Below are 23,287 nucleotides of genomic sequence, written 5' to 3' on the forward strand. Positions count from 1 at the left end.
ACCCGGCAAGGAGCCACAGTGCCCACAGTTGAAATGGAACGTCGCCAGGTCGTGGTGATCGGTGCCGGCCCGTCCGGTGCCATTGCGGCCGCGTTGCTCAAGCGTAACGGGCATGATGTGTTGATCATCGAGCGCGAGCACTTCCCGCGTTTTTCCATCGGCGAGAGCCTGCTGTCCCACTGCATCGACTTTATCGAAGAAGCCGGCATGCTCGAGGCGGTCAACGCCGCCGGCTTCCAGCTGAAAACCGGTGCCGCGTTTGCCTGGGGCGAGCGCTACAGTGCGTTTGATTTCGGTGACACGTTCAGTGAAGGCAAACCCACTACCTTCCAGGTCCAGCGGGCCGATTTCGACAAGTTGCTGGCCGATCAGGCGGCGTTGCAGGGCGTAGAGATCCGTTACGGCCAGACCCTGGTCGGCGTGGACTTCGCCGCTGGCCACCGCTACCTGCATGTGCGCCGCGAGAATGGCCGCGAATACCACATCAAGGCCGGCTTCGTGCTCGACGCCAGCGGTTACGGCCGCGTGCTGCCCCGCCTGCTGAACCTGGAAGCACCCTCGAACTTCCCGTTGCGCCAGGCGGTGTTTACCCATGTCGAAGACCGTATCGAACACCCAGGCTTCGACCGCACCAAGATCCTCATCACCACCCACCCCACCCAGCGTGATATCTGGTTCTGGACCATCCCGTTCAGCAACGGGCGCTGCTCGGTGGGCGTGGTCGCGGCCAAGGAGCATTTCGACGGTTGTGATGGGGATCTCGATGCCTGCCTGCGCGGTTTTATCGAACAAACCCCGAGCCTGTCCAACGTTCTGGCGAACGCAGTGTGGGATACCCCAGCGCGGACCATCGGCGGCTACTCGGCCAACGTCACCACCTTGCACGGCCCCGGCTTTGCGCTGCTGGGCAACGCGGCGGAGTTCCTCGACCCGGTGTTCTCTTCGGGCGTGACCATCGCCATGCGCTCGGCCAGCATGGCCGCAGGCGTCCTGCATCGCCAGCTCAAAGGCGAGAGCGTGGACTGGCAGACCGAGTTTGCCGAACCGCTCAAGCGCGGGGTCGATACCTTCCGTTGCTACGTCGAAGGCTGGTACGCCGGCACGTTCCAGGATGTGATCTACCACCCTGGCAGCTCCCCGGAAATCCGCCGCATGATCAGCTCGATCCTCGCCGGTTATGCCTGGGACGAACGCAACCCCTTTGTCAGCGAACCCAAGCGCCGTTTGCGGATGCTTTCGGAAATCTGTGCGGGGGAAAACCTATGAGCAGCCCATCTGTGTCAAAAGAGTACTTGAGCAAAAACTACGTCGAAGAGACCAAATTCGGCTTCTGGTTCCTGCGCAGCCATACCTGGCAGCATCACGTCTTGCGCGTGGCGATCAACGACCTGCGCAGCCTGTTCAGCGACCCGCTGCCAAACGCGCCAGTGCTGCTGGATGCCGGTTGCGGCCAGGGCAAGTCGTTCCGTTACCTGCAGCAGGTGTTCGCCCCCGAGCGCCTGATCGGCCTTGACGCCGACCCGCACAGCCTCGACTTGAGCCGGGCCGAAGCCACGCGCCAGGGCATTGAGATCGAGCTGATCGGCAGCGATTGCGCCACCCTCAACGTGGCCGATGAAAGTGTCGACATCCTGTTCTGCCACCAGACCTTCCACCACCTGGTGGAGCAGCAGCGGGCGCTGACCGAGTTTTACCGGGTGCTCAAGCCCGGCGGCTACCTGCTGTTTGCCGAGTCCACCGAAGCCTATATCGATACCTGGGTGATTCGCTGGCTGTTCCGCCACCCGATGCATGTGCAGAAAAGCGCCGCCGAGTACCTGGAGATGATCCGCGACCAGGGTTTCGAGTTCGGCCCACAGAATGTCTCATACCCGTACCTGTGGTGGAGCCGCTCGGCAGACTTCGGCCTGCTGGAGCGCTGGGGCCTGCGCCAGCCCAAGCCGTTTGGCGAGCGTGAAGAAACCCTGGTGAATGTGGTCGCACGCAAGCCACTCACAGGCACGCCAGCATGATGCGTGCGTTGTTGATCGGCTGCCTGTTGCTGCTGGCCGCCTGTGCCAGCCAGCCGCCGTTGCCGGCGCAAACGCCAAGCCTGGCCTTGCCCGTGCAATTGCATATCGAGCGCGAGCAGGACGGCCAGCGCCAGGACTGGCTGCTGGTGATCCAGCGCGAGGGCGAAGCGCTGCGCTGGTCGCTGATGGACCCACTGGGCATCCCCCTCGCCCGGCAAAAACTGCTGGCCGGCAGTTGGCAAGCGGATGGTTTATTGCCGCCCAACCCCCAGGCCCGTGAATTGTTTGCCGCCTTGCTGTTTGCTTTGACGCCCGCCGCCGAGCTGCCAGGCAGCTATCCCCAAGCCCGTGAGGACGACGGTGTGCGGGCGCTCAAGCCGCATTGGCAAGTGATTTACCGCGCGCCCTTGACCTTCACCGTGAGCATGCCCGGCCAGCACCTGGATTATCGCGTCACCGCGCTTGAGAGCAGCCCATGACCGCCTACCTCAATGCCCTCGGGATCATCTGCGCCCTGGGCCGTGGCCAGCAGCAAGTGCGGCGCAACCTGTTTGCCGGGGATTGCTCGGGCATGCGCGCCGAGAGCGGCTGGGTGCCCGATCGGGTGCTGCCGGTGGGCAGCGTGCCCGGCGAACTGGCGGCGCTGCCGCCGCACCTGGCCCAGCAGAACAGCCGCAATAACCAGTTGCTGTTGGAAGCCGCCTTGCAGATCGAAGGCCCGATCCGGCAGGCGATCCAGACCTTTGGCGCCTCGCGCATCGGCATCGTACTGGGCACCAGCACCTCGGGCATCGATGAAGCCAGTCGCGGCATTGCCCATTACCTGCAGCAAGGGCAGTTCCCCGAAGATTACGACTACCGGCAACAAGAACTCGGCGCCCCGGCCAACTTCCTCGCCGACTGGCTGCAACTGAGCGGCCCGGCCTATGTGATTTCCACTGCCTGCACCTCCAGCGCTCGCGCGATGATGAGCGCGCGCCGCCTGCTGGACCTGGGCCTGTGCGATGCGGTGCTGTGTGGCGGGGTCGATAGCCTGTGCAAGCTGACCCTCAATGGCTTTACCTCCCTGGAGGCCGTGTCTTGCGAGCGTAGCAACCCGTTTTCGGTGAACCGCAATGGCATCAACATCGGCGAGGCGGCGGTGCTGTTCCTGATGAGCAAGACCCCGGCCCCCATTGCCCTGCTGGGCAGCGGCGCGAGCTGCGATGCACACCATATTTCCGCGCCGGAACCCACGGGCAAGGGCGCTTTGCAGGCGATGAGCAAGGCCCTGACCAGTGCGAAGTTGGCACCGGAGCAGATCGGCTACCTGAACCTGCACGGCACCGCGACCCAGCACAACGACGCCATGGAAAGCCTGGCCGTGGCGACGCTGTTTCCCGCTGGCGTAGCCTGTTCCTCGACCAAGCCGATGACCGGCCATACCCTGGGCGCCGCCGGGGCGCTGGAAGCAGCGTTCTGCTGGCTGAGCCTGGTCGAGGGCGCGCTGGCGCCGCATATCTGGGACGGCCAGGCCGACCCGGCGCTGCCCGCCCTGCGCTGGGCCAAGGTCGGTGACACCCTGGAAAAACGCTGCCTGATGAGCAACTCGTTTGCCTTCGGCGGCAATAACGTCAGCCTGATTATCGGAGACGCCCCATGATCAATTGGCCGCTCGCCGAACTGCTGCCCCACGCCGGGGACATGATCCTGATCGACCAGGTGCTGGCGTTCGATGAAGAGCAGATCCGCACCCGCCTCACCGTCAAGCCTGGCGGCCTGTTCAACCGCCCCGACGGCAGCCTGCCGGCCTGGGTCGGCGTCGAGTTGATGGCGCAAAGCGTCGCCGCCTATGCCGGCTGCCGGGCGCGGCAGAACGGTGAAGCCGTCGCGCTGGGGTTCCTGCTGGGCACCCGTAAGTTTGAATGCAACGTCGAGCACTTTCCCGTCGGCACCGAACTGACCATCCACGGCCTGCGCTCCCTGGAAGACGACAACGGCATGGGTGTGTTCGAATGCCACCTGACCGGCGACGGGATCCAGGCCAGCGCGCGCCTGAACGTATTTCGACCGCCCCAGGCGGCCAACTATTTAGCTGAATCGAAGGACACGCGTCATGACTGAATCCGTACTGGTCACCGGCTCCAGCCGGGGTATCGGCCGCGCTATCGCCCTGCGCCTGGCCCAGGCCGGCCATGACATCGTGCTGCATTGCCGCAGTGGTCGCGCCGAGGCGGATGCCGTACAGGTCGAAATCCAGGCCCTGGGCCGCAAGGCGCGGGTGCTGCAATTCGATGTGGCAGACCGTGCCACCTGCAAGCAGGTCCTCGAAGCCGACGTTGAAGCCCACGGCGCCTATTACGGTGTGGTGCTCAACGCCGGGCTGACCCGCGATGGCGCGTTCCCGGCGCTGTCGGAAGACGACTGGGACGTGGTGATGCGCACCAATCTCGACGGGTTCTACAACGTGCTGCACCCGGTGATGATGCCGATGATCCGACGCCGCGCGGCCGGGCGCATTGTGTGCATCACTTCGGTCTCGGGGCTGATCGGCAATCGTGGCCAGGTCAACTACAGCGCGTCCAAGGCCGGCTTGATCGGCGCGGCCAAGGCCCTGGCAATCGAGTTGGGCAAGCGCAAGATCACCGTCAACTGCGTGGCTCCCGGCCTGATCGACACGGCAATGCTTGATGAGAACGTGCCGGTGGAAGAACTGATGAAGATGATCCCCGCGCAACGCATGGGTACGCCCGAAGAAGTCGCCAGTGCGGTGAATTTCCTGATGTCGGCCGAAGCCGGCTACATCACCCGCCAGGTCCTGGCCGTGAACGGGGGCCTGTGCTGATGAAACGTGTGGTAGTCACCGGCATGGCCGGCATGACCTCCCTGGGCTGCGACTGGGAAACCATCGTCGCCAACTTCCGTGCCCAGCGCAGCGGCATCCGGCGCATGGATGAGTGGGATCGCTTCAGCGAACTGAACACCCGTTTGGCTGGGCCGATTGATGATTTTGTGGTGCCGGCCCACTGGACCCGCAAGCAACTGCGCAGCATGGGCCGGGTCTCGCGCCTGGCCGTGTGGGCCGCGGAGCAGGCGTTGCAGGACGCCGGCCTGCTGGGCGATGCGTCGATCAAGGACGGGCGCATGGGCGTGGCCTGCGGCTCGTCCACCGGCAGCACCGATGAGATCAAGGCCTTTGGCAATATGCTGCTCAACTCGGTGGCCGAGGGCCTGAACGCCAACTCCTATGTGCGCATGATGCCGCACACAACGGCGGCCAATATCAGCATTTTCTTTGGCCTCACCGGGCGCCTGATCCCCACGTCCAGCGCCTGCACCAGCGGTAGCCAGGGCATCGGCTATGCCTATGAGGCGATCAAGTTCGGCCGCCTGCCACTGATGCTCGCCGGTGGCGCCGAAGAGCTGTGCCCCACCGAAGCCATGGTGTTTGATGCGCTCTACGCCACCAGCCTGAAAAACGACGCCCCGCAAACCAGCCCACGTCCCTACGACAGCGGCCGCGATGGCCTGGTGATCGGCGAAGGCGGCGGCATGCTGGTGCTTGAGGAGCTGGAACATGCCTTGGCCCGTGGCGCGCATATCCATGCCGAGATCGTCGGCTTTGGCAGCAACGCTGACGGCCAGCACACCACCCGTCCGGAGCAGGTCACCATGCGTCGCGCCATGGAACTGGCCCTGGAAGATGCCGGCCTGACGCCGGATGCCATCGGCTACGTCAACGGCCACGGCACCGCCACCGAACAAGGCGACATTGCCGAAACCCTGGCCACCAGCAGCCTGTTCGGCAGCCGCATGCCCATCAGTTCGCAGAAGAGCTTCCTGGGCCATACCCTGGGCGCCTGCGGCGCGCTGGAGTCGTGGTTCAGCATCGAAATGATGAACCGTGACCAATACGTGCCGACCTTCAACCTCGATCAAGTCGACCCGCGCTGCGGCGAACTGGATTACCTGCGCGGCGAGTTCCGCCAGATGCATAACGACTACGTGATGAATAACAACTTTGCCTTTGGCGGCGTCAACACGTCGCTGATCTTTCGCCGCTGGCAGTAAGCCTTTTATTTGATTGGAGAGAACGGAATGTCTTCGTTGCTACGCGCCACCCTCATCGCCCTGACCCTGCTGACCGCCGCCGGCTGTACCAGCAAACCGGTGCTCAACACCCAGCACGCGCTCGCCGCCAACGAGCAGGTCAGCGAAGAGAAAATGAAACAGAGCATCCTCACCGCCCTGGACAAGCGCAACTGGACCGTCCAGCGCGCCGACCCACGCCTGATCCAGGCCCAGATCAACGTGCGCAACCGCTACTACGCCGAGATCGACATCCGCTATACCGGCACCAGCTACGCCATCACCTACCGTGACAGCCAGGAACTGGGCTACAAGGACGGCAAGATTCATCGCAACTACAACCGCTGGGTGAGCATGCTCGACCGCGACATCATGGCCGGGCTGCGCACAAACGGCGCGGCGCAAGCGGGTACGGCGGCGCAGTTGTTCAAGGAGACGGGGACGTCGAAGCAGAACTGAGTGGCGCCTGGCAAGCCAGCATCCACCTAACACCAGAAACGACAAAGGGCGCCTTTCGGCGCCCTCTTCACAAGCAGGCTGGCTTGTCATCGCCTTTGTCCTGCCCGGCTCTGCGATAGCTGGATTTCCAGGATCCTCAGAGTCTCACAAGCCCCTTTCGGGAACTGGGGCAGTATGCCTGAAAAGCCGGATAGGACAATCCGTGGCAAAACGCCTCCTGTCAGCTAACCGATTCGTCAAAGGCCAAGTGCGCCACGCACCGCCGCCTTTACAGCCAAAAACTGCTCGCTGGAAAGTTCGTCGATTTTGTAAGTTCGTTTGCCATGCCGATCCTTACTCTTGATTCGGTCAAGTCGTCCAAGGCTGACGGTGGCAACGGTGTCGCATTTCGCCCAGCACACTGCCTTCTTTGGGTTGGTAGAGAAGTGTCATCCATGTCACTCAGTGAAAAAGAAACGATTTTGCGCAACGCCAAAGCAAATCACTAAACCGGTTCCGTTACCTGATATGTGACCGCCGCTACACCAACGCCTTGCGCGTCAGCAGCTCGACAAACGCCTTGGCCATGGGCGACTGCTGGTCCTTGCGCTGCACCAGCCACACCGCCGTCACTGCCTCCGGGTCGAGCAAGGTGCGGTAGACCACGCCGTCGATGCGGATGCGCTGGTACGAGGCCGGCAACACCGACACCCCCAACCCCGCCGCCACCAGGCCGATGATGGTCATGGCTTCGCCGGCCTCTTGTGCGAAGTACGGGCTGAAGCCGGCATCGCGGGCCAGGTTGATCAGTTGCGCATATAAACCACTGCCGTAGGCCCGTGGGAAAAACACAAAAGGTTCGTCAGCCAACTGCGTCAGGTGCAGGCCCCGCTCGCTGCCTTGGGCCAACGGATGGCCGGCACTCAGCACCGCCACCAGGGGCTCGCGCATCAACTCCACGACACTCAATGAGTCCGGCAAGGGCAGCGGGCGCATCAGGCCGACCTGGATCGACTCGTCCACCAGTGCCCCCGCCACCTCGGTGCTGCTCATTTCCTGCAGGTTCAGGTGCACCGCCGGGAAGGCCTGGCGAAAAGCAAAAATCGCCTGTGGGATGCTGGAGTTGAATGGCGCCGAAGAGGTGAAGCCGATCTTCAATTCGCCCAATTCCCCCAACTGCGCACGGCGCGCCACGTCTGCGGCCTTGTCGACCTGGGCCAGTACCAGGCGGGCTTCTGTGAGGAACAAGCGGCCAGCCTCACTCAGCTCGACCCGACGATTGGTACGTTCAAACAAGCGGGCGCCGACCTCCTGTTCCAGGGCCTGTATCTGCTGACTCAACGGCGGCTGGGAGATGCCTAATACCTGGGCAGCCCGGCCGAAATGCAGCTCTTCAGCCACGGCGATGAAGTAGCGCAAGTGGCGCAATTCCATGAAAACCTCATTAGGTCGTAAAAGCTATCAAACAGGTCGAACAATATATTGGAAAGAATCATTAGCCAGCTATATTCTTTTTTCATTGCCAGCCCTGGCAGCCTTTGCCACCGAGGTCCCGCGTGAAATCTGCTGTTGCTCCACTCGCCCAGGAACTGCCACCCACCGCCCTCGACGAGGTGGTGGCGCAACTCAACGATGTGTACATCGAAAAAGACACGCCGATGTTCATGCGCACGGTGCTGGCCCTGTTTTCCGGCGGGTTTGCCACCTTTGCCCTGCTGTATTGCGTGCAGCCGATGATGCCGGCGTTGTCCCACGAGTTTTCCATCAATGCCGCGCAAAGCAGCCTGATCCTCTCAGTCTCCACGGCGATGCTCGCTTTTGGCCTGTTGATCACCGGACCGATTTCCGACCGCCTGGGGCGCAAGCCAGTGATGGTCACCTCGCTGTTCTGCGCGGCGGTATGCACCATCGCCAGCGGCCTGATGCCGACCTGGGAAGGCATCCTGTTACTGCGTGCGCTGTTGGGCCTATCCCTTAGTGGCTTGGCGGCCGTGGCCATGACCTACCTCAGCGAAGAGATCCATCCGCAGCACATCGGCCTGGCCATGGGCCTGTATATCGGCGGCAATGCGATTGGAGGCATGAGCGGGCGCCTGATCACCGGCGTGCTGATCGATTTCGTCAGTTGGCACACCGCGATGTTGATCATCGGCGCACTGGCACTGATTGCGGCAACCGTGTTCTGGAAGATCCTCCCCGAGTCGCGCAACTTCCGCGCCAGCAGCCTCAAGCCGCGCAACCTGATCAACGGCTTTGTCATGCACTTCAAGGATGCGGGCCTGCCGTGGCTGTTTCTCGAAGCCTTCGTGCTGATGGGCGCCTTCGTCACGCTGTTCAACTACATCGGCTACCGCTTGCTGGCCGCCCCTTATGACATGAGCCAGGCGGTGGTCGGCCTGTTGTCAGTGGTGTACCTGTCGGGCATCTACAGCTCGGCGAAGATCGGCTCGCTGGCCGACCGCCTGGGCCGGCGCCGCATGTTGTGGGCCACTATCGTGCTGATGCTCGCCGGCATCACCCTGACCCTGTTCAGCCCGCTGCCACTGATCATCATCGGCATGTTGGTCTTCACCTTCGGCTTCTTCGGCGCCCATTCGGTGGCCAGCAGCTGGATTGGCCGACGAGCGCTGAAAGCCAAGGGGCAGGCGTCGTCGCTGTACCTGTTCAGCTACTACGCGGGGTCGAGTATTGCCGGTACGGCGGGGGGTGTTTTCTGGCACTACGGGGGGTGGAACGGGATTGGCGGGTTTATCGTTGCGCTGTTGATCGTTGCGCTGCTGGTGGCGTTGAAGCTGGCGAAGTTGCAGCCGCTGGCAAAAACGGCAACTTGATTCGCCACACAAAAAACCGCGTTACCGCGTTTTTTTCACCACAGGTTTTCGTTTCATACCGCCCACCAACGAGTCATGACACGCCATGGCACGCCCCGCATCCCATTCAGCCTGCATCGCCGAAAACAGCTCAACGTCGATTCGGGCTTGATGGGTGACGAGCGCCTCGGACATGGCCTCTGCGATTCGCTCGATGATTATCCCTGGCTTTTCCACGGCACAGTGTTTACGACCGAACTCCATCAGTTGTTGGCGATCCGGGTAGGTCTTCACCTTGTTCATCTTGATTGCCAACGTGCGATCAACCAATGAGCGTCCGGACTTGGGGTTGTAGTGCTCATACACCGTGGTGGTAGTCACATCAAACACCGGCGCCAACCGCACCGTTTCACGCGCGCCAGGATGGGTATAGAGCACCCCGAAGTTCTTCAAGTGCGCATCGCCATTGCGCACCATCACTGACAGGCAGACGGAAGAGAAAAACCGCTCAAGCTCGCGCAGCGGCTCGCCATGCGCACAGACATGGTCAATGACCGTAGCCAGGGTTTCGTAGCTCTGGGAATACTTGTAATTGTCATGGGGGTCTTTGTTGAGGCCCAAAAGCACCGCCATGTCTTCAAAACCCAGTCGCCCAGACGGTGTCAGGTCAAAGCGTTCCATGACAAACAGATCGCCTCCTTCGGACAACCAGAATGGCGGTGTTTCCAGCCCCGCAATGCGCGCGGCTTCCATGCAGAGGAATTCATTCTGGGCCAGATGAGCATATTCATCGGCACCGGACTTTACGATCAGGTCGGAACTGAGCAGGGTTTTACGGCCGCCGGCCAGCTTGTCCAGATCAGGCACCAACACTTTGGGCTGCACGCCGGAAATACCCGACTCGAAATAGGTCTGCACCAAAAACGCAAAGATGTCCTGGGTACTGTCAGCCGAAAGAATTTGGCCTAGCCCTACCTGGGCACGCACGGCAGCCGACGCTTCGACGGGGTTCTGATAGGTCAGGCGCCCGATCTGGTTCCCGCCAATAACCGATAGCAGGCGCATCTCGTCTACCTGAATGTGCCTGGCCATACGGCGCTTTATCTGATCGGCGAGAAAACCTTCCGGCACGTTCATATCAAAAATCGGATGCAACACGTTGCTGACCGCAGGCGTCGGGTCATAAGGCATGACCAGCGACACCTCGCGCTCGGTATCGGCAGATGCGTACGCAAACGAGAACTGAGAGCCCTTGGACAACTCGCCCGAACGCCCCTGCGGGGTAACGACGTTGAGTAACTTGACTCTACTCATCGTGCTCTACCAGGTCCGCCAGGGATTTGAGATCTATGCGTTTGTCGACGACTTCCAATGCCATCCCAAGTGCCGAGATCACCCGGAATACCGTGTACATCGCAACGTTCTCACCCGCTTCAAGATCAATGATGGTCTTGCGATTGCACTTGGCCCGATCCGCCAGTTGCGCCTGGCTGTAACCTTTGGCGCGACGTAACTGGCGTATCCTTTCGCCAAGTTGAGGTGGATTCGCCAGCAGCATGATGTCACCCATATTGGACTTTTTTAAATAAAAATCAGAATAAGTCCTATATGAAGGACTTTACTAGCACCTTACGTCTGTTTCGGGCCCAAAAAAACGCCCAGCCTAAGCCGGGCGTTTTTTATGAGCTGCAATCACTCGTGATACTGCGCCGACAACTCATGCACCGCCCGCAGGAACGCGCCTGCATGCTCCGGGTTCACTTCCGGGGTGATGCCGTGGCCAAGGTTGAACACGTGGCCACTGCCTTTGCCGTAGCTGGCGAGGATGCGACCTACTTCGGTACGGATGGCTTCGGGCTTGGCGTAGAGCACGGTCGGGTCCATGTTGCCTTGCAGGGCCACTTGGTTGCCCACACGGCGACGGGCTTCGCCCAGGTCGCAGGTCCAGTCCAGGCCCAGCGCGTCGGCACCGGCGTCGGCAATGCTTTCCAGCCACAGGCCGCCGCCCTTGGTGAACATGATCACCGGCACTTTGCGGCCTTCGTGTTCGCGGATCAGGCCGCTGACGATTTTGCGCATGTAGGCCAGGGAGAACTCCTGGTACGCCGCCGCCGACAGGTTGCCACCCCAGGTGTCGAATATCTGCACCGCTTGCGCACCGGCCATGATCTGGCCGTTGAGGTAGGAAATGACCGACTGCGCCAGCTTGTCCAGCAGCAGGTGCATGGCTTGTGGGTTGTCGTAGAGCATGGCCTTGGTCTTGCGGAAGTCTTTCGACGAACCGCCTTCGACCATATAGGTGGCCAGGGTCCACGGGCTGCCGGAGAAGCCGATCAACGGTACGCGGCCATTGAGCTCACGGCGGATGGTGCTGACGGCGTCCATCACATAACCGAGGTCTTTGTGGGGATCCGGGATCGGCAGGGCTTCGATATCGGCCAGGGTGCTGACCACTTTCTTGAAGCGCGGGCCTTCGCCGGTTTCAAAGTACAGGCCTTGGCCCATGGCGTCGGGGATGGTCAGGATATCGGAGAAGAGGATGGCCGCATCCAGTTGTGGATAGCGGTCCAGCGGCTGCATCGTGACTTCGCAGGCGAACTCCGGATTCATGCACAGGCTCATGAAATCGCCCGCATTGGCGCGGCTGGCGCGGTATTCCGGCAGGTAGCGACCGGCTTGACGCATCATCCACACTGGGGTGACGTCTACAGGTTGCTTGAGCAGGGCACGAAGGAAACGGTCGTTCTTGAGGGCAGTCATGTCGGCATCCGCAAAAAAAGTGCGGGCATTTTCTCAGAGCCGGACGCAAAAGGCACGGTTGCAGGTCAGCCTTTTGTCTATCGGGTCAATTTGTCGCGGTGTCTTGCGGTATGACAGACCCCAGCAAACCCCATGTGGAATGGGATTTGTGTGGGAGCTGGCTTGCCTGCGATGGCGATGTTGAATTCACCACCGCTATCGCAGGCAAGCCAGCTCCCACATTTTGATCCCATTTCAAGTTGGGATCGGGGTCAGACCTGCAAGTAGTCCAGGATGCCTTCGGCGGCGTTGCGGCCTTCGAAGATCGCCGTTACTACCAGGTCCGAACCGCGCACCATGTCGCCACCGGCAAAGATTTTCGGGTTGCTGGTCTGGTGCTTGTACTGGCCTTGTTCCGGGGCTACGACGCGGCCCTGGCTGTCGGTCTGGATCTGGAACTGCTCGAACCACGGCGCCGGGCTTGGACGGAAACCGAAAGCGATGACCACGGCGTCGGCCGGGATGATCTCTTCGGAACCCGGGATCGGCTCGGGGCTGCGGCGGCCACGGGCGTCCGGCTCGCCGAGACGGGTCTCGACCACCTTCACGCCTTCAACGCGATCTTCACCCACAATGGCGATCGGCTGGCGGTTGTAGAGGAATTTCACGCCTTCTTCCTTGGCGTTCTTCACCTCTTTGCGCGAGCCGGGCATGTTGGCTTCGTCACGGCGATAGGCACAGGTCACCGACTTGGCGCCCTGGCGGATCGACGTGCGGTTGCAGTCCATCGCAGTGTCGCCACCGCCCAGTACCACGACCTTCTTGCCTTTCATGTCGACGAAGTCTTCCGGCGACTTTTCAAAGCCCAGGTTGCGGTTGACGTTGGCGATCAGGAAGTCGAGCGCGTCATACACACCCGGCAGGTCCTCACCGGCAAAGCCGCCCTTCATGTAGGTGTAGGTGCCCATGCCCATGAATACCGCATCGTATTCTTCGAGCAACTGCTCCATGGTCACGTCTTTGCCGATCTCGGTGTTCAGGCGGAACTCGATGCCCATGCCGGTGAAGACTTCGCGGCGATTGCTCAACACGGTCTTTTCCAGCTTGAACTCGGGGATGCCGAAGGTCAGCAGGCCACCGATTTCCGGGTTCTTGTCGAACACCACCGGGGTCACGCCGCCGCGTACCAGCACGTCGGCACAGCCCAGGCCCGCCGGGCCTGCGCCGATGATCGCGACACGCTTGCCGGTCGGCTTGACCTTGGACATGTCCGGGCGCCAGCCCATGGCGAACGCGGTGTCGGTGATGTACTTCTCCACCGAACCGATGGTCACCGCACCAAAACCGTCGTTGAGGGTGCAGGCACCCTCGCACAGACGGTCCTGGGGGCACACCCGGCCGCAGACTTCCGGCAGGGTGTTGGTCTGGTGCGACAGCTCGGCGGCGGCGAGGATATTGCCCTCGGCTACCAGCTTGAGCCAGTTGGGAATGAAGTTGTGCACCGGGCACTTCCACTCGCAATACGGGTTACCGCACCCCAGGCAGCGGTGGGCCTGGTCGGCCGAGTGCTGGGGTTTGAAGGGTTCGTAGATTTCCACGAACTCTTTCTTGCGTTGACGCAACAGTTTCTTCTTCGGATCTTTGCGCCCGACATCGATGAACTGGAAGTCGTTATTCAGACGTTCAGCCATGTTAAAACCTCATCAAACTCTTCAGGCGCATATCACTGCGGGTTGGCACGGATGCTGGAAAGCAACGATTTCAGGTTGGCAGCCTTGGGCTTGACCAGCCAGAAACGACGCAGGTAATCATCGAGGTTCTCGGCGAGGTTACGACCCCATTCGCTGCCGGTCTCCTCGACGTACTCGTCCAGCACGTGCTGCAAGTGGTTCCGGTAAGACTCCATGGCTTCGCCGCTGATCCGCTGGATCTCGACCAACTCGTGGTTGACCTTGTCGACGAAGGTGTTGTCCTGGTCCAGCACGTAGGCGAAACCGCCGGTCATGCCCGAACCGAAGTTGTAACCGGTCTTGCCCAGTACCGCGACAAAGCCCCCGGTCATGTACTCGCAGCAGTGATCGCCAGTGCCTTCGACCACGGTGTGGGCACCGGAGTTACGCACGGCGAAACGCTCACCGGCAGTGCCGGCAGCGAACAGCTTGCCACCGGTGGCGCCGTACAAGCAGGTGTTGCCGATAATGGCACTGTCCTGGGTCTTGTAGACGCTACCCGCTGGCGGAACGATCACCAGCTTGCCGCCAGTCATGCCCTTGCCCACGTAGTCGTTGGCGTCGCCTTCGAGGTACATGTGCAGGCCACCGGCGTTCCACACGCCAAAGCTCTGGCCGGCCGTGCCCTTGAAGCGGAAAGTGATCGGCGCCTTGGCCATGCCCTGGTTGCCGTGCTTGCGCGCGATTTCGCCAGAGATCCGCGCACCGATGGAACGGTCGCAGTTGCAGATATCCAGGGCGAACTCGCCACCGCTGGCGTCATTGATCGAGGAGCCGGCCATATCGACCATCTTCTCGGCCAACAGGCCTTTGTCGAACGGCGGGTTGCGCTCCACCTGGCAGAACTGTGGCTTGTCTGCCGGGATGTGATCGCTGCCCAACAGCGGCGTCAGGTCCAGGTGGTGCTGCTTGGCGGTCTGGCCCTGGAGAATGTCCAGCAGATCGGTACGGCCGATCAGCTCTTCCAGGGAGCGCACGCCGAGCTTGGCCAGCCACTCACGGGTCTCTTCGGCGACGTAGGTGAAGAAATTCACCACCATGTCGACGGTGCCGATGTAGTGATCCTTGCGCAGCTTCTCGTTCTGCGTCGCCACGCCGGTGGCGCAGTTGTTCAGGTGGCAGATGCGCAGGTATTTGCAGCCCAGGGCGATCATTGGCGCGGTACCGAAGCCAAAGCTTTCGGCGCCGAGGATGGCGGCCTTGATTACGTCGAGGCCGGTTTTCAGGCCGCCGTCGGTCTGCACTCGGACTTTGCCGCGCAGGTCGTTGCCACGCAGGGTCTGGTGAGTCTCGGCCAGGCCCAGCTCCCACGGTGCACCGGCGTACTTGATGGAGGTCAGCGGCGATGCGCCGGTGCCGCCGTCATAGCCGGAGATGGTGATCAGGTCGGCATAGGCCTTGGCCACGCCAGCGGCGATGGTGCCCACGCCGGCTTCCGCCACCAGTTTCACCGAGACCAGGGCCTGCGGGTTGACTTGCTTGAGGTCGAAAATCAGCTGCGACAAGTCTTCAATCGAATAGATGTCGTGGTGCGGCGGTGGCGAAATCAGGGTCACGCCTGGCACTGCGTAACGCAGCTTAGCGATCAGGCCGTTGACCTTGCCGCCCGGCAGTTGCCCGCCTTCACCGGGCTTGGCGCCCTGGGCCACCTTGATCTGCAGCACTTCGGCGTTGACCAGGTATTCCGGGGTCACCCCGAAACGGCCGGTGGCGACCTGCTTGATTTTCGAGCTCTTGATGGTGCCGTAGCGCGCCGGGTCTTCGCCGCCTTCGCCGGAGTTGGAACGCGCACCCAGGCGGTTCATGGCTTCGGCCAGGGCTTCGTGGGCCTCGGGCGACAAGGCACCCAGGGAAATACCGGCGGAGTCAAAGCGCTTGAGGATCGATTCCAGCGGCTCGACTTCGGCGATGTCCATCGGCGTGTCCAGGGTCTTCACCTGGAACAGATCGCGGATCATCGACACCGGGCGGTTATCCACCAGCGCGGTGTATTCCTTGAACTTGGCGTAGTCGCCCTGCTGCACAGCGGCTTGCAGGGTGTTGACCACATCCGGGTTGTACGCGTGGTATTCGCCACCGTGCACGAACTTGAGCAGGCCACCTTGCTGGATCGGCTTGCGCGCGCTCCACGCTTCGGCCGCCAGGGCTTTCTGTTCGGCTTCGATATCGACGAAACGCGCACCCTTGATGCGGCTTGGCACGCCACGGAAGCTCAGCTCGCAGACTTCTTCGGACAAGCCGATAGCTTCGAACAGTTGCGCACCGCGATAGGACGTGACGGTGGAGATGCCCATCTTCGACAGGATCTTCAGCAGGCCCTTGGTGATGCCTTTGCGGTAGTTCTTGAATACTTCGTACAGATCGCCCAGCACTTCGCCGGTACGAATCAGGTCGCCCAGTACTTCGTAAGCCAGGAACGGATACACCGCCGAGGCGCCAAAGCCGATCAGCACCGCAAAGTGATGCGGGTCGCGGGCGGTGGCGGTTTCGACGAGGATGTTGGAGTCGCAGCGCAGGCCTTTTTCGGTCAGGCGGTGGTGCACCGCGCCGGTGGCCAGGGATGCGTGGATCGGCAGCTTGCCCGGGGCGATATGGCGGTCGGTCAGCACGATCTGCGTGCGACCGGCGCGCACGGCTTCTTCAGCCTGATCGGCGACGTTGCGCACCGCGGCTTCCAGGCCGAGGCTCTCGTCGTAGTTCAGGTCGATGATCTGGCGGTCAAAGCCTGGGCGCTCCAGGGTCATCAGCGAGCGCCACTTGGCCGGGGAAATGACCGGCGAGCTGAGGATCACGCGTGAGGCGTGCTCTGGCGATTCCTGGAAAATATTGCGCTCGGCACCGAGGCACACTTCCAGGGACATCACGATGGCTTCACGCAGCGGGTCGATCGGCGGGTTGGTCACCTGGGCGAACTGCTGGCGGAAATAGTCGTATGGCGTGCGCACACGCTGGGACAGCACGGCCATTGGCGTGTCGTCGCCCATGGAGCCAACAGCCTCGTAGCCTTGCTCGCCGAGCGGACGCAGGACCTGGTCGCGCTCTTCGAACGTGACCTGGTACATCTTCATGTACTGCTTGAGCTGGTCGACGTCGTAGAAGGCCGAACCGTGGTCATTGTCTTCCATGGTCGCCTGGATGCGCAGGGCGTTCTTGCGCAGCCATTGCTTGTACGGGTGGCGCGACTTCAAGCGGTTGTCGATGGCGTCGGTGTCGAGGATCTGCCCGGTTTCGGTGTCCACGGCAAGGATCTGGCCAGGGCCGACGCGACCTTTGGCAATCACGTCTTCAGGCTGGTAGTTCCACACGCCGACTTCCGAGGCCAGGGTGATGAAGCCGTTGGTGGTGGTCACCCAACGCGCCGGGCGCAGGCCGTTGCGGTCGAGCAGGCACACCGCGTAGCGACCATCGGTCATGACCACGCCGGCCGGGCCGTCCCACGGCTCCATGTGCATCGAGTTGTACTCATAGAACGCCCGCAGGTCCGGGTCCATGGTCTCGACGTTCTGCCACGCTGGCGGAATGATCATGCGCACGCCACGGAACAGGTCGATGCCGCCCGTGACCATCAGTTCCAGCATGTTGTCCATGCTCGAGGAGTCGGAACCCACACGGTTGACCAGCGGGCCGAGCTCTTCGAGGTCCATCAAGTCGTTGGCGAACTTGGTGCGACGGGCCACGGCCCAGTTGCGGTTGCCGGTGATGGTGTTGATCTCGCCGTTGTGGGCGAGGAAGCGGAATGGCTGGGACAGCGGCCATTTCGGCAGGGTATTGGTGGAGAAGCGCTGGTGGAACACGCAGATCGCGGTTTGCAGGCGCTCATCGCTCAGGTCTGGATAGAAGGCGGTCAAGTCCGCCGGCATCATCAGGCCTTTGTAAATGATGGTCTTGTGGGAAAAGCTGCAGATGTAGTGGTCAGTGTCCAGGGCGTTGGCCACGGACGAGCGACGACGGGAAGTGAACAGCTTGATCGCCATGTCCTGGTCGCTCAGGCCGTCGCCTGCGATGAACACTTGTTCGATCTGCGGCAGGCGCTCGTGGGCCAGGCGGCCGAGCACACTGGTATCGATTGGCACTTTGCGCCAGCCAACCAGTTGCAGGCCAGCGGCGAGGATCTCGCGGTTCATGTTCTCGCGAGCGGCCTCGGCTTTGACCGGGTCCTGATTGAAGAACACCATGCCCACGGCGTATTGCTTGGGCAGATCGGCGCCGAAGGTTTCCTTGGCGACAGCGCGCAGGAACTGGTCGGGCTTTTGAATCAGCAAGCCGCAACCGTCACCGGTCTTGCCGTCAGCGTTGATCCCACCGCGGTGGGTCATGCAGGTCAGGGCCTCGATGGCCGTTTGCAGAAGGGTATGACTGGGTTCGCCCTGCATATGGGCTATCAGGCCGAAACCACAGTTATCCTTGAATTCATCGGGTTGGTACAGACCTGCTTTCATAGACACTTTCTCACCAGGCTGCCTCTTATTTCGAGGCAAATTTCTTTTCAATTCAACCGGTTACCTTCCACGCCGAACGTACGCCGGCTTAGCGGGGGCAAAAGGGAGGTCATTGTACACACCGACACAGACGCCCACAAATTTGGCGACGAACTGTCGCAAATCTATGTCGCATTTATGAAAGGTTTAAAGCGATATGCTGTGCTAGTCAAAACTTTTTTAATTTCGACCGCCGCTACTCAAAAGCTACTGTGACGCAGACACCACAAAGCGCGCGGCCTTCAGGGCTGCACGCTGTTGTCGTTTTTTTTGAGGTGCTGGGAGGGCGACCTGGGTAAGGTCGCCGGATCTTCAGCGAGTTGTTGCGAGTTCTTGTTGAACGCTGGCAACAGTGCGAGGCCAAGGTTTACCAGCCTGAACCTTCGCTGGCAAGGCCTTGATCGCGGAATCGGCTGCCGCGCGGCTCGAGAAACTACCGTAGGTGATCACGTAGAGAGGCTTGCCGTTGAGCACTTTCTTGAAATAACGGTACTCGCCGCCCTGCTCTTTCACGAACGCCTGGGCGTTGGCTTCGGAGCTGGTGCCGAGGATCTGCACCACGTAGTTCTTGGCCGGCTGGCTACCGTACCAGCCACTGCCGGCAGCGGCCTTGGCCACGGTCACCGGTTTTTCAGCAGGCTTGGCGACAGGCGCTGGCTTGGCCGCAGGGGCTGGCGTCGGCTTGACCACTGGCGCCGGGGCTGGCTTGGCGGTGGCGACCTGGATCGGTGCAGGCGTTGGCGTGGTCGCAGGCACCGGTGCAGCGCTGGCTGTTGCGCCCGGTGGTGGAGCCACGGTGGTAACGGTTGGTGGCGTGGCGCTGGAGCCTTCGACCGGCACACCGTCATCGCCTTCGGAAATGGCACCGGCTTCTTCTGCCAGCGGGCCACGCATGACCGGCTGGCCGACCATCGGCAGGTTGGTAGGCTGGCCGGACCCGGCAAACTCAACGGCTGGTGCGCCATTGGTGGTGGGCTTGCCCAGTGGCAATTGGGCCTGCTCGGTCGGTGCGCCCGGAGCGGTCGGGGCCTTGCTGCGGCCAGGAATCAGCCAGGCGGCGGCAACGGCAACCACGACAACAGCAGAAATCGCCAGTACGTGTTTCTTCGGCATGGTGAACCCCATCTTTGGACGCTTAACCGCAGAGCGGCTGGCAATCATTGCTTCAATCATCGCATCCCGGGCCACCTGGTTGATGGTGCCAGGCCAGCCGTCGGAGCTTTCGTGAATATCAGAGATCTGCTGCGCAGAGAAAAGTTCGATGCCCTGGCCAGCACCTTCAAGGCGCTGGGCCAGGTACTCGCGGGTTTCTTCTTCTTCGTAGGGCTGCAATTCGATGACGTGAAACAGCTCTTGCTCGCCACTAAGCTGCTCCAGATCGGCAATCAGCGACGCCTCACCGAACAGGAACACATGGGGACGACCTTCCGGCGTACCCGCCGCCAGCGCCAGCAAGGCTTCGAGGGCAGACTCGTCGAGCTGCTCGGCGTCGTCCACCAGCAGGTAGACTTCCTGGCCGGTCAGCCCCAGTTGCACGACCTGCTTGAGAATCGCGGTCGGCTCGGCATTGGCCACGTCCAGCGCCTGGGCAACCTGGCGCAACACGCCTGCCGCATCGCCGGCACCACGGGCGGAAACCACCACGCTCTGCACCGATTGCTTGTTGGTGCTGGCCACCAGGGCCTGGCGCAGCAGGGTCTTGCCGCTGCCCAAGGGGCCGGTGACCACCAGCAGCAACTGGCTGTAGCGCGCCAGGTGGTGCAACTGCCCAAGCACCGGCTTGCGCTGTGCTGGGAAAAACTTGAAACCGGGGACCCGTGGCGCAAAAGGGTCATGGCTCAACTGGTAATGGCCGAGGAAAGCCTCGTCGGCATGCAAACTAGTCATCGGGATCTGGTTAACCTTTCAGCTGGGCCAGGGCGCGGTAATCCGCTCCCAGCGTGGCCTGTAGAATCTCTTTCGGATAATCGTCGGTCACTACCGCTTCGCCCATTCGGCGCAACAGCACCAGACGCAAACGACCATCGATCACTTTCTTGTCTATCGCCATATGTTCGAGGAAGTCAGCCTCGGTCATTTCCTCGGGAGGAATGACCGGCAACCCGGCGCGCTGGAACAGGCGGATACCGCGGTCACGCTCTTGGACACTGATCCAGCCCAGGCGTTGCGACATCTCCAACGCCATCACTGTGCCAGCCGCTACAGCCTCGCCATGCAACCAGACACCATAGCCCATGTGGGTTTCAATCGCATGGCCGAAGGTGTGGCCCAGGTTCAAGGTGGCGCGCACACCCGACTCACGTTCATCGGCATTGACCACCAAGGCCTTGGCCGCGCAGGAGCGGGAGATAGCCTCGGTCAGCGCCACCTGGTCCAGGTTGCGCAAGGCATCGACGTGTTCTTCAAGCCAGGTCAGGAACGGCTCGTCACAGATCAACCCGTACTTGATGACTTCCGCCAGGCCCGCCGACAGCTCGCGGGGCGGCAAGGTATTGAGGGTGGCAGTATCGATCAGCACGGCGTTGGGCTGGTAGAACGCGCCGACCATGTTCTTGCCCAGGGGATGGTTGATGCCGGTCTTGCCGCCCACCGACGAGTCGACCTGGGACAGCAGCGTGGTCGGCACCTGGATAAAGTCCACGCCACGCTGGTAGCACGCGGCCGCAAAACCGGCCATGTCGCCGATCACGCCGCCGCCAAGGGCGACCACCGTGGTACGCCGGTCATGGCGCGCGGTGAGCAGTCCGTCAAAGATCAGTTGCAGGGTTTCCCAGTTCTTGAACGCTTCGCCGTCGGGAAGAATCACCGAAATCACCGAATACGCTGCCAGGCTGCGACTCAGACGCTCAAGGTAGAGCGGCGCCACTGTCTCGTTGGAGATGATCGCCACTTGTCGCCCGGCAATATGCGGTGCGAGCAACTCGGGCTGGTCCAACAAACCTTCGCCAATATGGATCGGGTAGCTACGCTCGCCAAGATCGACCTTAAGTGTCTGCATGTGTCCCCGCGCTGAAGATGGAAGCAGGCGTCCTGCCCTGTATTAACGTTGTCGGCACCGTCGAGATCGGACGCTGCCTGATGGCTCTACGCCACACCTCGGACGGTTGCAACGCGTTGCCGAGGATAGCGCATTTCGGCCCTGGCTTTAACGGGGCGCAAGTTGCTGCAAGCGCTCGAGAATGTCGATTACGACCATGCGCGGCGGCCGTTCATCGGTTTCCACCACCAGATCGGCGATTTCCCGATAAAGCGGATCGCGCAGCGTCAGCAAGTCCCGCAGAGTTTTCTCGGGATTGGCGGTGCGCAGCAATGGCCGGTTGCGATCACGTGCGGTGCGCCCGACTTGCTGCTCGACCGACGCGTGCAAATAGACCACCCGACCGCCGGCATGCAGCGCCCGCCGGTTTTCCTCGCGCATCACCGCACCGCCGCCGGTGGCCAATACCACGCCATCGCAGCCGCACAGCTCGGCAATCATCGCCTGCTCGCGGTCACGAAAGCCCAGTTCGCCTTCCTTATCGAAGATCCACGGGATATTGGCGCCCGTGCGCAATTCAATTTCCTTATCGGAGTCTTTGAATGGCAGGCGCAGCTCTTTGGCCAGCAAACGGCCGATGGTGCTTTTTCCAGCCCCCATCGGCCCTACAAGAATCAAATTTCGCACAGAATCAACGACTCACAGCAATCGCCTGGTTATTCATAATACGCGGAGTCAGGAATACCAGCAGCTCGGATTTTCTTTGGGCAACGACATCACGCCGGAAAAGGCGGCCAAGATACGGCACATCGCCCAAAAATGGCACTTTATCTACCACCTTGCTTTGGTTTTTGGAGAAAACCCCGCCCAGGACGATGGTCTCGCCGTCCCTGACCAGAACCTTGGCAGTGACCTCGTTCTTCTTGATCGGCGGCACATCGTTGAGTTTGTTCAGGTAGTCCGGCTCATCCTTGGTCACCCGGACCTCCATGATGACCTGGTCATCCGGGGTGATTTGCGGCGTCACCTCCAAAGAAAGCGAGGCCTCCTTGAACGACACCGAAGTCGCACCCTCGGCAGTGGCTTCCTGGTAGGGGATCTCGGTGCCCTTGAGAATCCGTGCGGTCTCCTTGTTGGAAGTGACCACCTTGGGCTGGGAGATCACCTCGCCATTGCCGCCTTTTTCCATGGCTGTGAGTTCCAGGTCCAGCAGCACGTTATCGGTGATAAACGCGATGCCCAGAGCAGAGCTTGCGTTGACCACGCCCAGGTCAACGAACGGCGAGCTATCGGGCGGCTCGCCCTCGCCGGACGGGCTTTTACCAACCCCACCCCCGCTCCAATGACCTTTATTGCGCAACAACCCACCCCAGCGCACGCCCACGCTTTTGTCATAGTCGACATTGGCCTCGACTATCCGCGCCTCGATCATCACCTGGCGCACCGGGATATCCAATTGATTGACGATGCGCCGCAGCTCCTCCAGGCGCTCCCCCGTCTGGTAGGCGATGATGTTGTTGGTACGGTCATCTACCGTCACCGAACCACGCTCATCGGCCACGCCCTCAGGCCCGCTCACCGACTGGAACAGCTTGGCCAACTCGGCCGCCTTGGCGTAATTGACTTGCAGCAGCTCCCGCCGCAAGGGCGCCAGCTCGGTCATCAGCTTGCGCGACTCCAAGGCCAGCAGCTCACGGGCGGCCAGTTCCTCAGCCGGCGCCACCAGCAGCACATTGGCCGTCACCCGCTTGTCGAGCCCCTTGGCTTGCAGCACCAGGTCCAGGGCCTGATCCCAGGGCACGTCCTTGAGGCGCAGGGTTATCGAGCCCTGCACATCATCACCGGCCACCAGGTTCAGGCCAGCCACGTCGGCAATCTGCTGCAGGACTGCGCGGACCTCGATGTCCTGGAAGTTGAGAGAGAGCCTGTCACCGCTATAGGCCCCGCGTCCGGCGCCCAAAGGCGAAGCACCAGGGGGTGGCAACTGAATCAGGTCAATCCGCTTGGGCACAGCCTCAGTCATCGGTGCCGTGAA

At 61.6% G+C, this 23,287-nt stretch carries 19 protein-coding genes; 9 read left to right on the forward strand and 10 right to left on the reverse strand.

All coding sequences use genetic code 11. The features are described 5' to 3' along the window. Positions 1-18 precede the first annotated feature (18 nt). The 8 genes from BHC62_RS24885 to BHC62_RS24920 are packed head-to-tail and all read left to right on the forward strand — an operon-like array spanning position 19 to position 6,539. A complete protein-coding gene (locus BHC62_RS24885) occupies positions 19-1,266 on the forward strand; it encodes an NAD(P)/FAD-dependent oxidoreductase (protein WP_224791170.1) in 1,248 nt (415 codons plus the stop codon). 11 nt (positions 1,267-1,277) lie between these two features. Further along, complete coding sequence (locus tag BHC62_RS24890) at positions 1,278-2,012, forward strand: class I SAM-dependent methyltransferase (RefSeq protein ID WP_176770991.1); 735 nt, start codon at positions 1,278-1,280, stop codon at positions 2,010-2,012. Continuing rightward, positions 2,009-2,491: a DUF3261 domain-containing protein gene (locus tag BHC62_RS24895; RefSeq protein ID WP_070996528.1), complete on the forward strand. Its 483-nt coding sequence runs from the start codon at positions 2,009-2,011 to the stop codon at positions 2,489-2,491. The genes BHC62_RS24890 and BHC62_RS24895 overlap by 4 nt, the downstream gene beginning before the upstream one ends. Further along, positions 2,488-3,654, forward strand: a complete 1,167-nt coding sequence (locus BHC62_RS24900; protein WP_070996530.1) for a beta-ketoacyl-[acyl-carrier-protein] synthase family protein — start codon at positions 2,488-2,490, stop codon at positions 3,652-3,654. Before BHC62_RS24895 ends, BHC62_RS24900 begins: the two co-directional genes overlap by 4 nt. Beyond that, positions 3,651-4,115 (forward strand): hotdog family protein, encoded by a 465-nt coding sequence (locus BHC62_RS24905; RefSeq protein WP_070996532.1) that lies wholly within the window; start codon positions 3,651-3,653, stop codon positions 4,113-4,115. Before BHC62_RS24900 ends, BHC62_RS24905 begins: the two co-directional genes overlap by 4 nt. Beyond that, positions 4,108-4,836, forward strand: a complete 729-nt coding sequence (fabG, locus tag BHC62_RS24910) for a 3-oxoacyl-ACP reductase FabG (protein WP_070996533.1) — start codon at positions 4,108-4,110, stop codon at positions 4,834-4,836. The genes BHC62_RS24905 and fabG overlap by 8 nt, the downstream gene beginning before the upstream one ends. After that, positions 4,836-6,062, forward strand: coding sequence for a beta-ketoacyl-ACP synthase (locus BHC62_RS24915; RefSeq protein ID WP_070996545.1), 1,227 nt, complete (start codon positions 4,836-4,838; stop codon positions 6,060-6,062). Before fabG ends, BHC62_RS24915 begins: the two co-directional genes overlap by 1 nt. Positions 6,063-6,089: 27 nt before the next feature. Further along, positions 6,090-6,539, forward strand: a complete 450-nt coding sequence (locus BHC62_RS24920) for a hypothetical protein (RefSeq protein ID WP_029296094.1) — start codon at positions 6,090-6,092, stop codon at positions 6,537-6,539. Between the two features lie 519 nt (positions 6,540-7,058). Here BHC62_RS24920 and BHC62_RS24925 read toward each other — a convergent pair. Beyond that, on the reverse strand, positions 7,059-7,952 hold the full coding sequence (locus BHC62_RS24925) for a LysR family transcriptional regulator (protein ID WP_029296092.1): 894 nt from the start codon (positions 7,950-7,952) through the stop codon (positions 7,059-7,061). 155 nt (positions 7,953-8,107) lie between these two features. Between BHC62_RS24925 and BHC62_RS24930 the strand changes: the two genes are divergently transcribed. Beyond that, positions 8,108-9,349, forward strand: coding sequence for an MFS transporter (locus BHC62_RS24930; protein WP_238353704.1), 1,242 nt, complete (start codon positions 8,108-8,110; stop codon positions 9,347-9,349). A 21-nt stretch (positions 9,350-9,370) separates the two neighbouring features. Here BHC62_RS24930 and BHC62_RS24935 read toward each other — a convergent pair whose 3' ends face one another. The 9 genes from BHC62_RS24935 to BHC62_RS24980 all read right to left on the reverse strand — a co-directional run bounded on the left by BHC62_RS24935 (position 9,371) and on the right by BHC62_RS24980 (position 23,275). Continuing rightward, positions 9,371-10,642, reverse strand: coding sequence for a type II toxin-antitoxin system HipA family toxin (locus tag BHC62_RS24935; protein ID WP_029296089.1), 1,272 nt, complete (start codon positions 10,640-10,642; stop codon positions 9,371-9,373). Then, a complete protein-coding gene (locus tag BHC62_RS24940; RefSeq protein ID WP_224791169.1) occupies positions 10,635-10,898 on the reverse strand; it encodes a helix-turn-helix transcriptional regulator in 264 nt (87 codons plus the stop codon). Before BHC62_RS24940 ends, BHC62_RS24935 begins: the two co-directional genes overlap by 8 nt. A 122-nt stretch (positions 10,899-11,020) precedes the next feature. Continuing rightward, on the reverse strand, positions 11,021-12,088 hold the full coding sequence (hemE, locus tag BHC62_RS24945) for a uroporphyrinogen decarboxylase (RefSeq protein ID WP_029296084.1): 1,068 nt from the start codon (positions 12,086-12,088) through the stop codon (positions 11,021-11,023). 251 nt (positions 12,089-12,339) lie between these two features. After that, on the reverse strand, positions 12,340-13,758 hold the full coding sequence (locus BHC62_RS24950; protein ID WP_010213750.1) for an FAD-dependent oxidoreductase: 1,419 nt from the start codon (positions 13,756-13,758) through the stop codon (positions 12,340-12,342). A 32-nt stretch (positions 13,759-13,790) separates the two neighbouring features. Next, the gene (gene gltB / locus BHC62_RS24955; protein ID WP_070996535.1) at positions 13,791-18,236 is read right to left on the reverse strand and encodes a glutamate synthase large subunit; all 4,446 of its coding nucleotides are present in this window, start codon (positions 18,234-18,236) and stop codon (positions 13,791-13,793) included. A gap of 351 nt (positions 18,237-18,587) precedes the next feature. After that, positions 18,588-20,162 carry an SPOR domain-containing protein gene (locus BHC62_RS24965; RefSeq protein WP_070996537.1) on the reverse strand — a complete coding sequence of 525 codons (1,575 nt, stop codon included), beginning with the start codon at positions 20,160-20,162 and terminating at the stop codon, positions 18,588-18,590. A 10-nt stretch (positions 20,163-20,172) separates the two neighbouring features. Beyond that, positions 20,173-21,273 carry a 3-dehydroquinate synthase gene (aroB, locus tag BHC62_RS24970; protein WP_057958082.1) on the reverse strand — a complete coding sequence of 367 codons (1,101 nt, stop codon included), beginning with the start codon at positions 21,271-21,273 and terminating at the stop codon, positions 20,173-20,175. A 147-nt stretch (positions 21,274-21,420) separates the two neighbouring features. Next, positions 21,421-21,939, reverse strand: a complete 519-nt coding sequence (gene aroK, locus BHC62_RS24975) for a shikimate kinase AroK (RefSeq protein WP_029296072.1) — start codon at positions 21,937-21,939, stop codon at positions 21,421-21,423. A gap of 4 nt (positions 21,940-21,943) precedes the next feature. Continuing rightward, on the reverse strand, positions 21,944-23,275 hold the full coding sequence (locus tag BHC62_RS24980) for a type IV pilus secretin PilQ (RefSeq protein WP_070996538.1): 1,332 nt from the start codon (positions 23,273-23,275) through the stop codon (positions 21,944-21,946). Between the last annotated feature and the right edge of the window lie 12 nt (positions 23,276-23,287).

Source organism: Pseudomonas sp. 06C 126 (assembly GCF_001855215.1).
GTDB lineage: Bacteria > Pseudomonadota > Gammaproteobacteria > Pseudomonadales > Pseudomonadaceae > Aquipseudomonas > Aquipseudomonas proteolytica.

Coding starts and splice junctions, on each gene's coding strand:
- fabG (WP_070996533.1), top strand. CDS start 4,108: ATGACTGAATCCGTACTGGTCACCGGCTCCAGCCGGGGTATCGGCCGC.
- BHC62_RS24900 (WP_070996530.1), top strand. CDS start 2,488: ATGACCGCCTACCTCAATGCCCTCGGGATCATCTGCGCCCTGGGCCGT.
- BHC62_RS24935 (WP_029296089.1), bottom strand. CDS start 10,642: ATGAGTAGAGTCAAGTTACTCAACGTCGTTACCCCGCAGGGGCGTTCG.
- BHC62_RS24905 (WP_070996532.1), top strand. CDS start 3,651: ATGATCAATTGGCCGCTCGCCGAACTGCTGCCCCACGCCGGGGACATG.
- BHC62_RS24950 (WP_010213750.1), bottom strand. CDS start 13,758: ATGGCTGAACGTCTGAATAACGACTTCCAGTTCATCGATGTCGGGCGC.
- BHC62_RS24915 (WP_070996545.1), top strand. CDS start 4,836: ATGAAACGTGTGGTAGTCACCGGCATGGCCGGCATGACCTCCCTGGGC.
- hemE (WP_029296084.1), bottom strand. CDS start 12,088: ATGACTGCCCTCAAGAACGACCGTTTCCTTCGTGCCCTGCTCAAGCAA.
- BHC62_RS24965 (WP_070996537.1), bottom strand. CDS start 20,162: ATGACTAGTTTGCATGCCGACGAGGCTTTCCTCGGCCATTACCAGTTG.
- BHC62_RS24920 (WP_029296094.1), top strand. CDS start 6,090: ATGTCTTCGTTGCTACGCGCCACCCTCATCGCCCTGACCCTGCTGACC.
- BHC62_RS24925 (WP_029296092.1), bottom strand. CDS start 7,952: ATGGAATTGCGCCACTTGCGCTACTTCATCGCCGTGGCTGAAGAGCTG.
- gltB (WP_070996535.1), bottom strand. CDS start 18,236: ATGAAAGCAGGTCTGTACCAACCCGATGAATTCAAGGATAACTGTGGT.
- BHC62_RS24940 (WP_224791169.1), bottom strand. CDS start 10,898: ATGGGTGACATCATGCTGCTGGCGAATCCACCTCAACTTGGCGAAAGG.
- BHC62_RS24895 (WP_070996528.1), top strand. CDS start 2,009: ATGATGCGTGCGTTGTTGATCGGCTGCCTGTTGCTGCTGGCCGCCTGT.
- BHC62_RS24980 (WP_070996538.1), bottom strand. CDS start 23,275: ATGACTGAGGCTGTGCCCAAGCGGATTGACCTGATTCAGTTGCCACCC.
- aroB (WP_057958082.1), bottom strand. CDS start 21,273: ATGCAGACACTTAAGGTCGATCTTGGCGAGCGTAGCTACCCGATCCAT.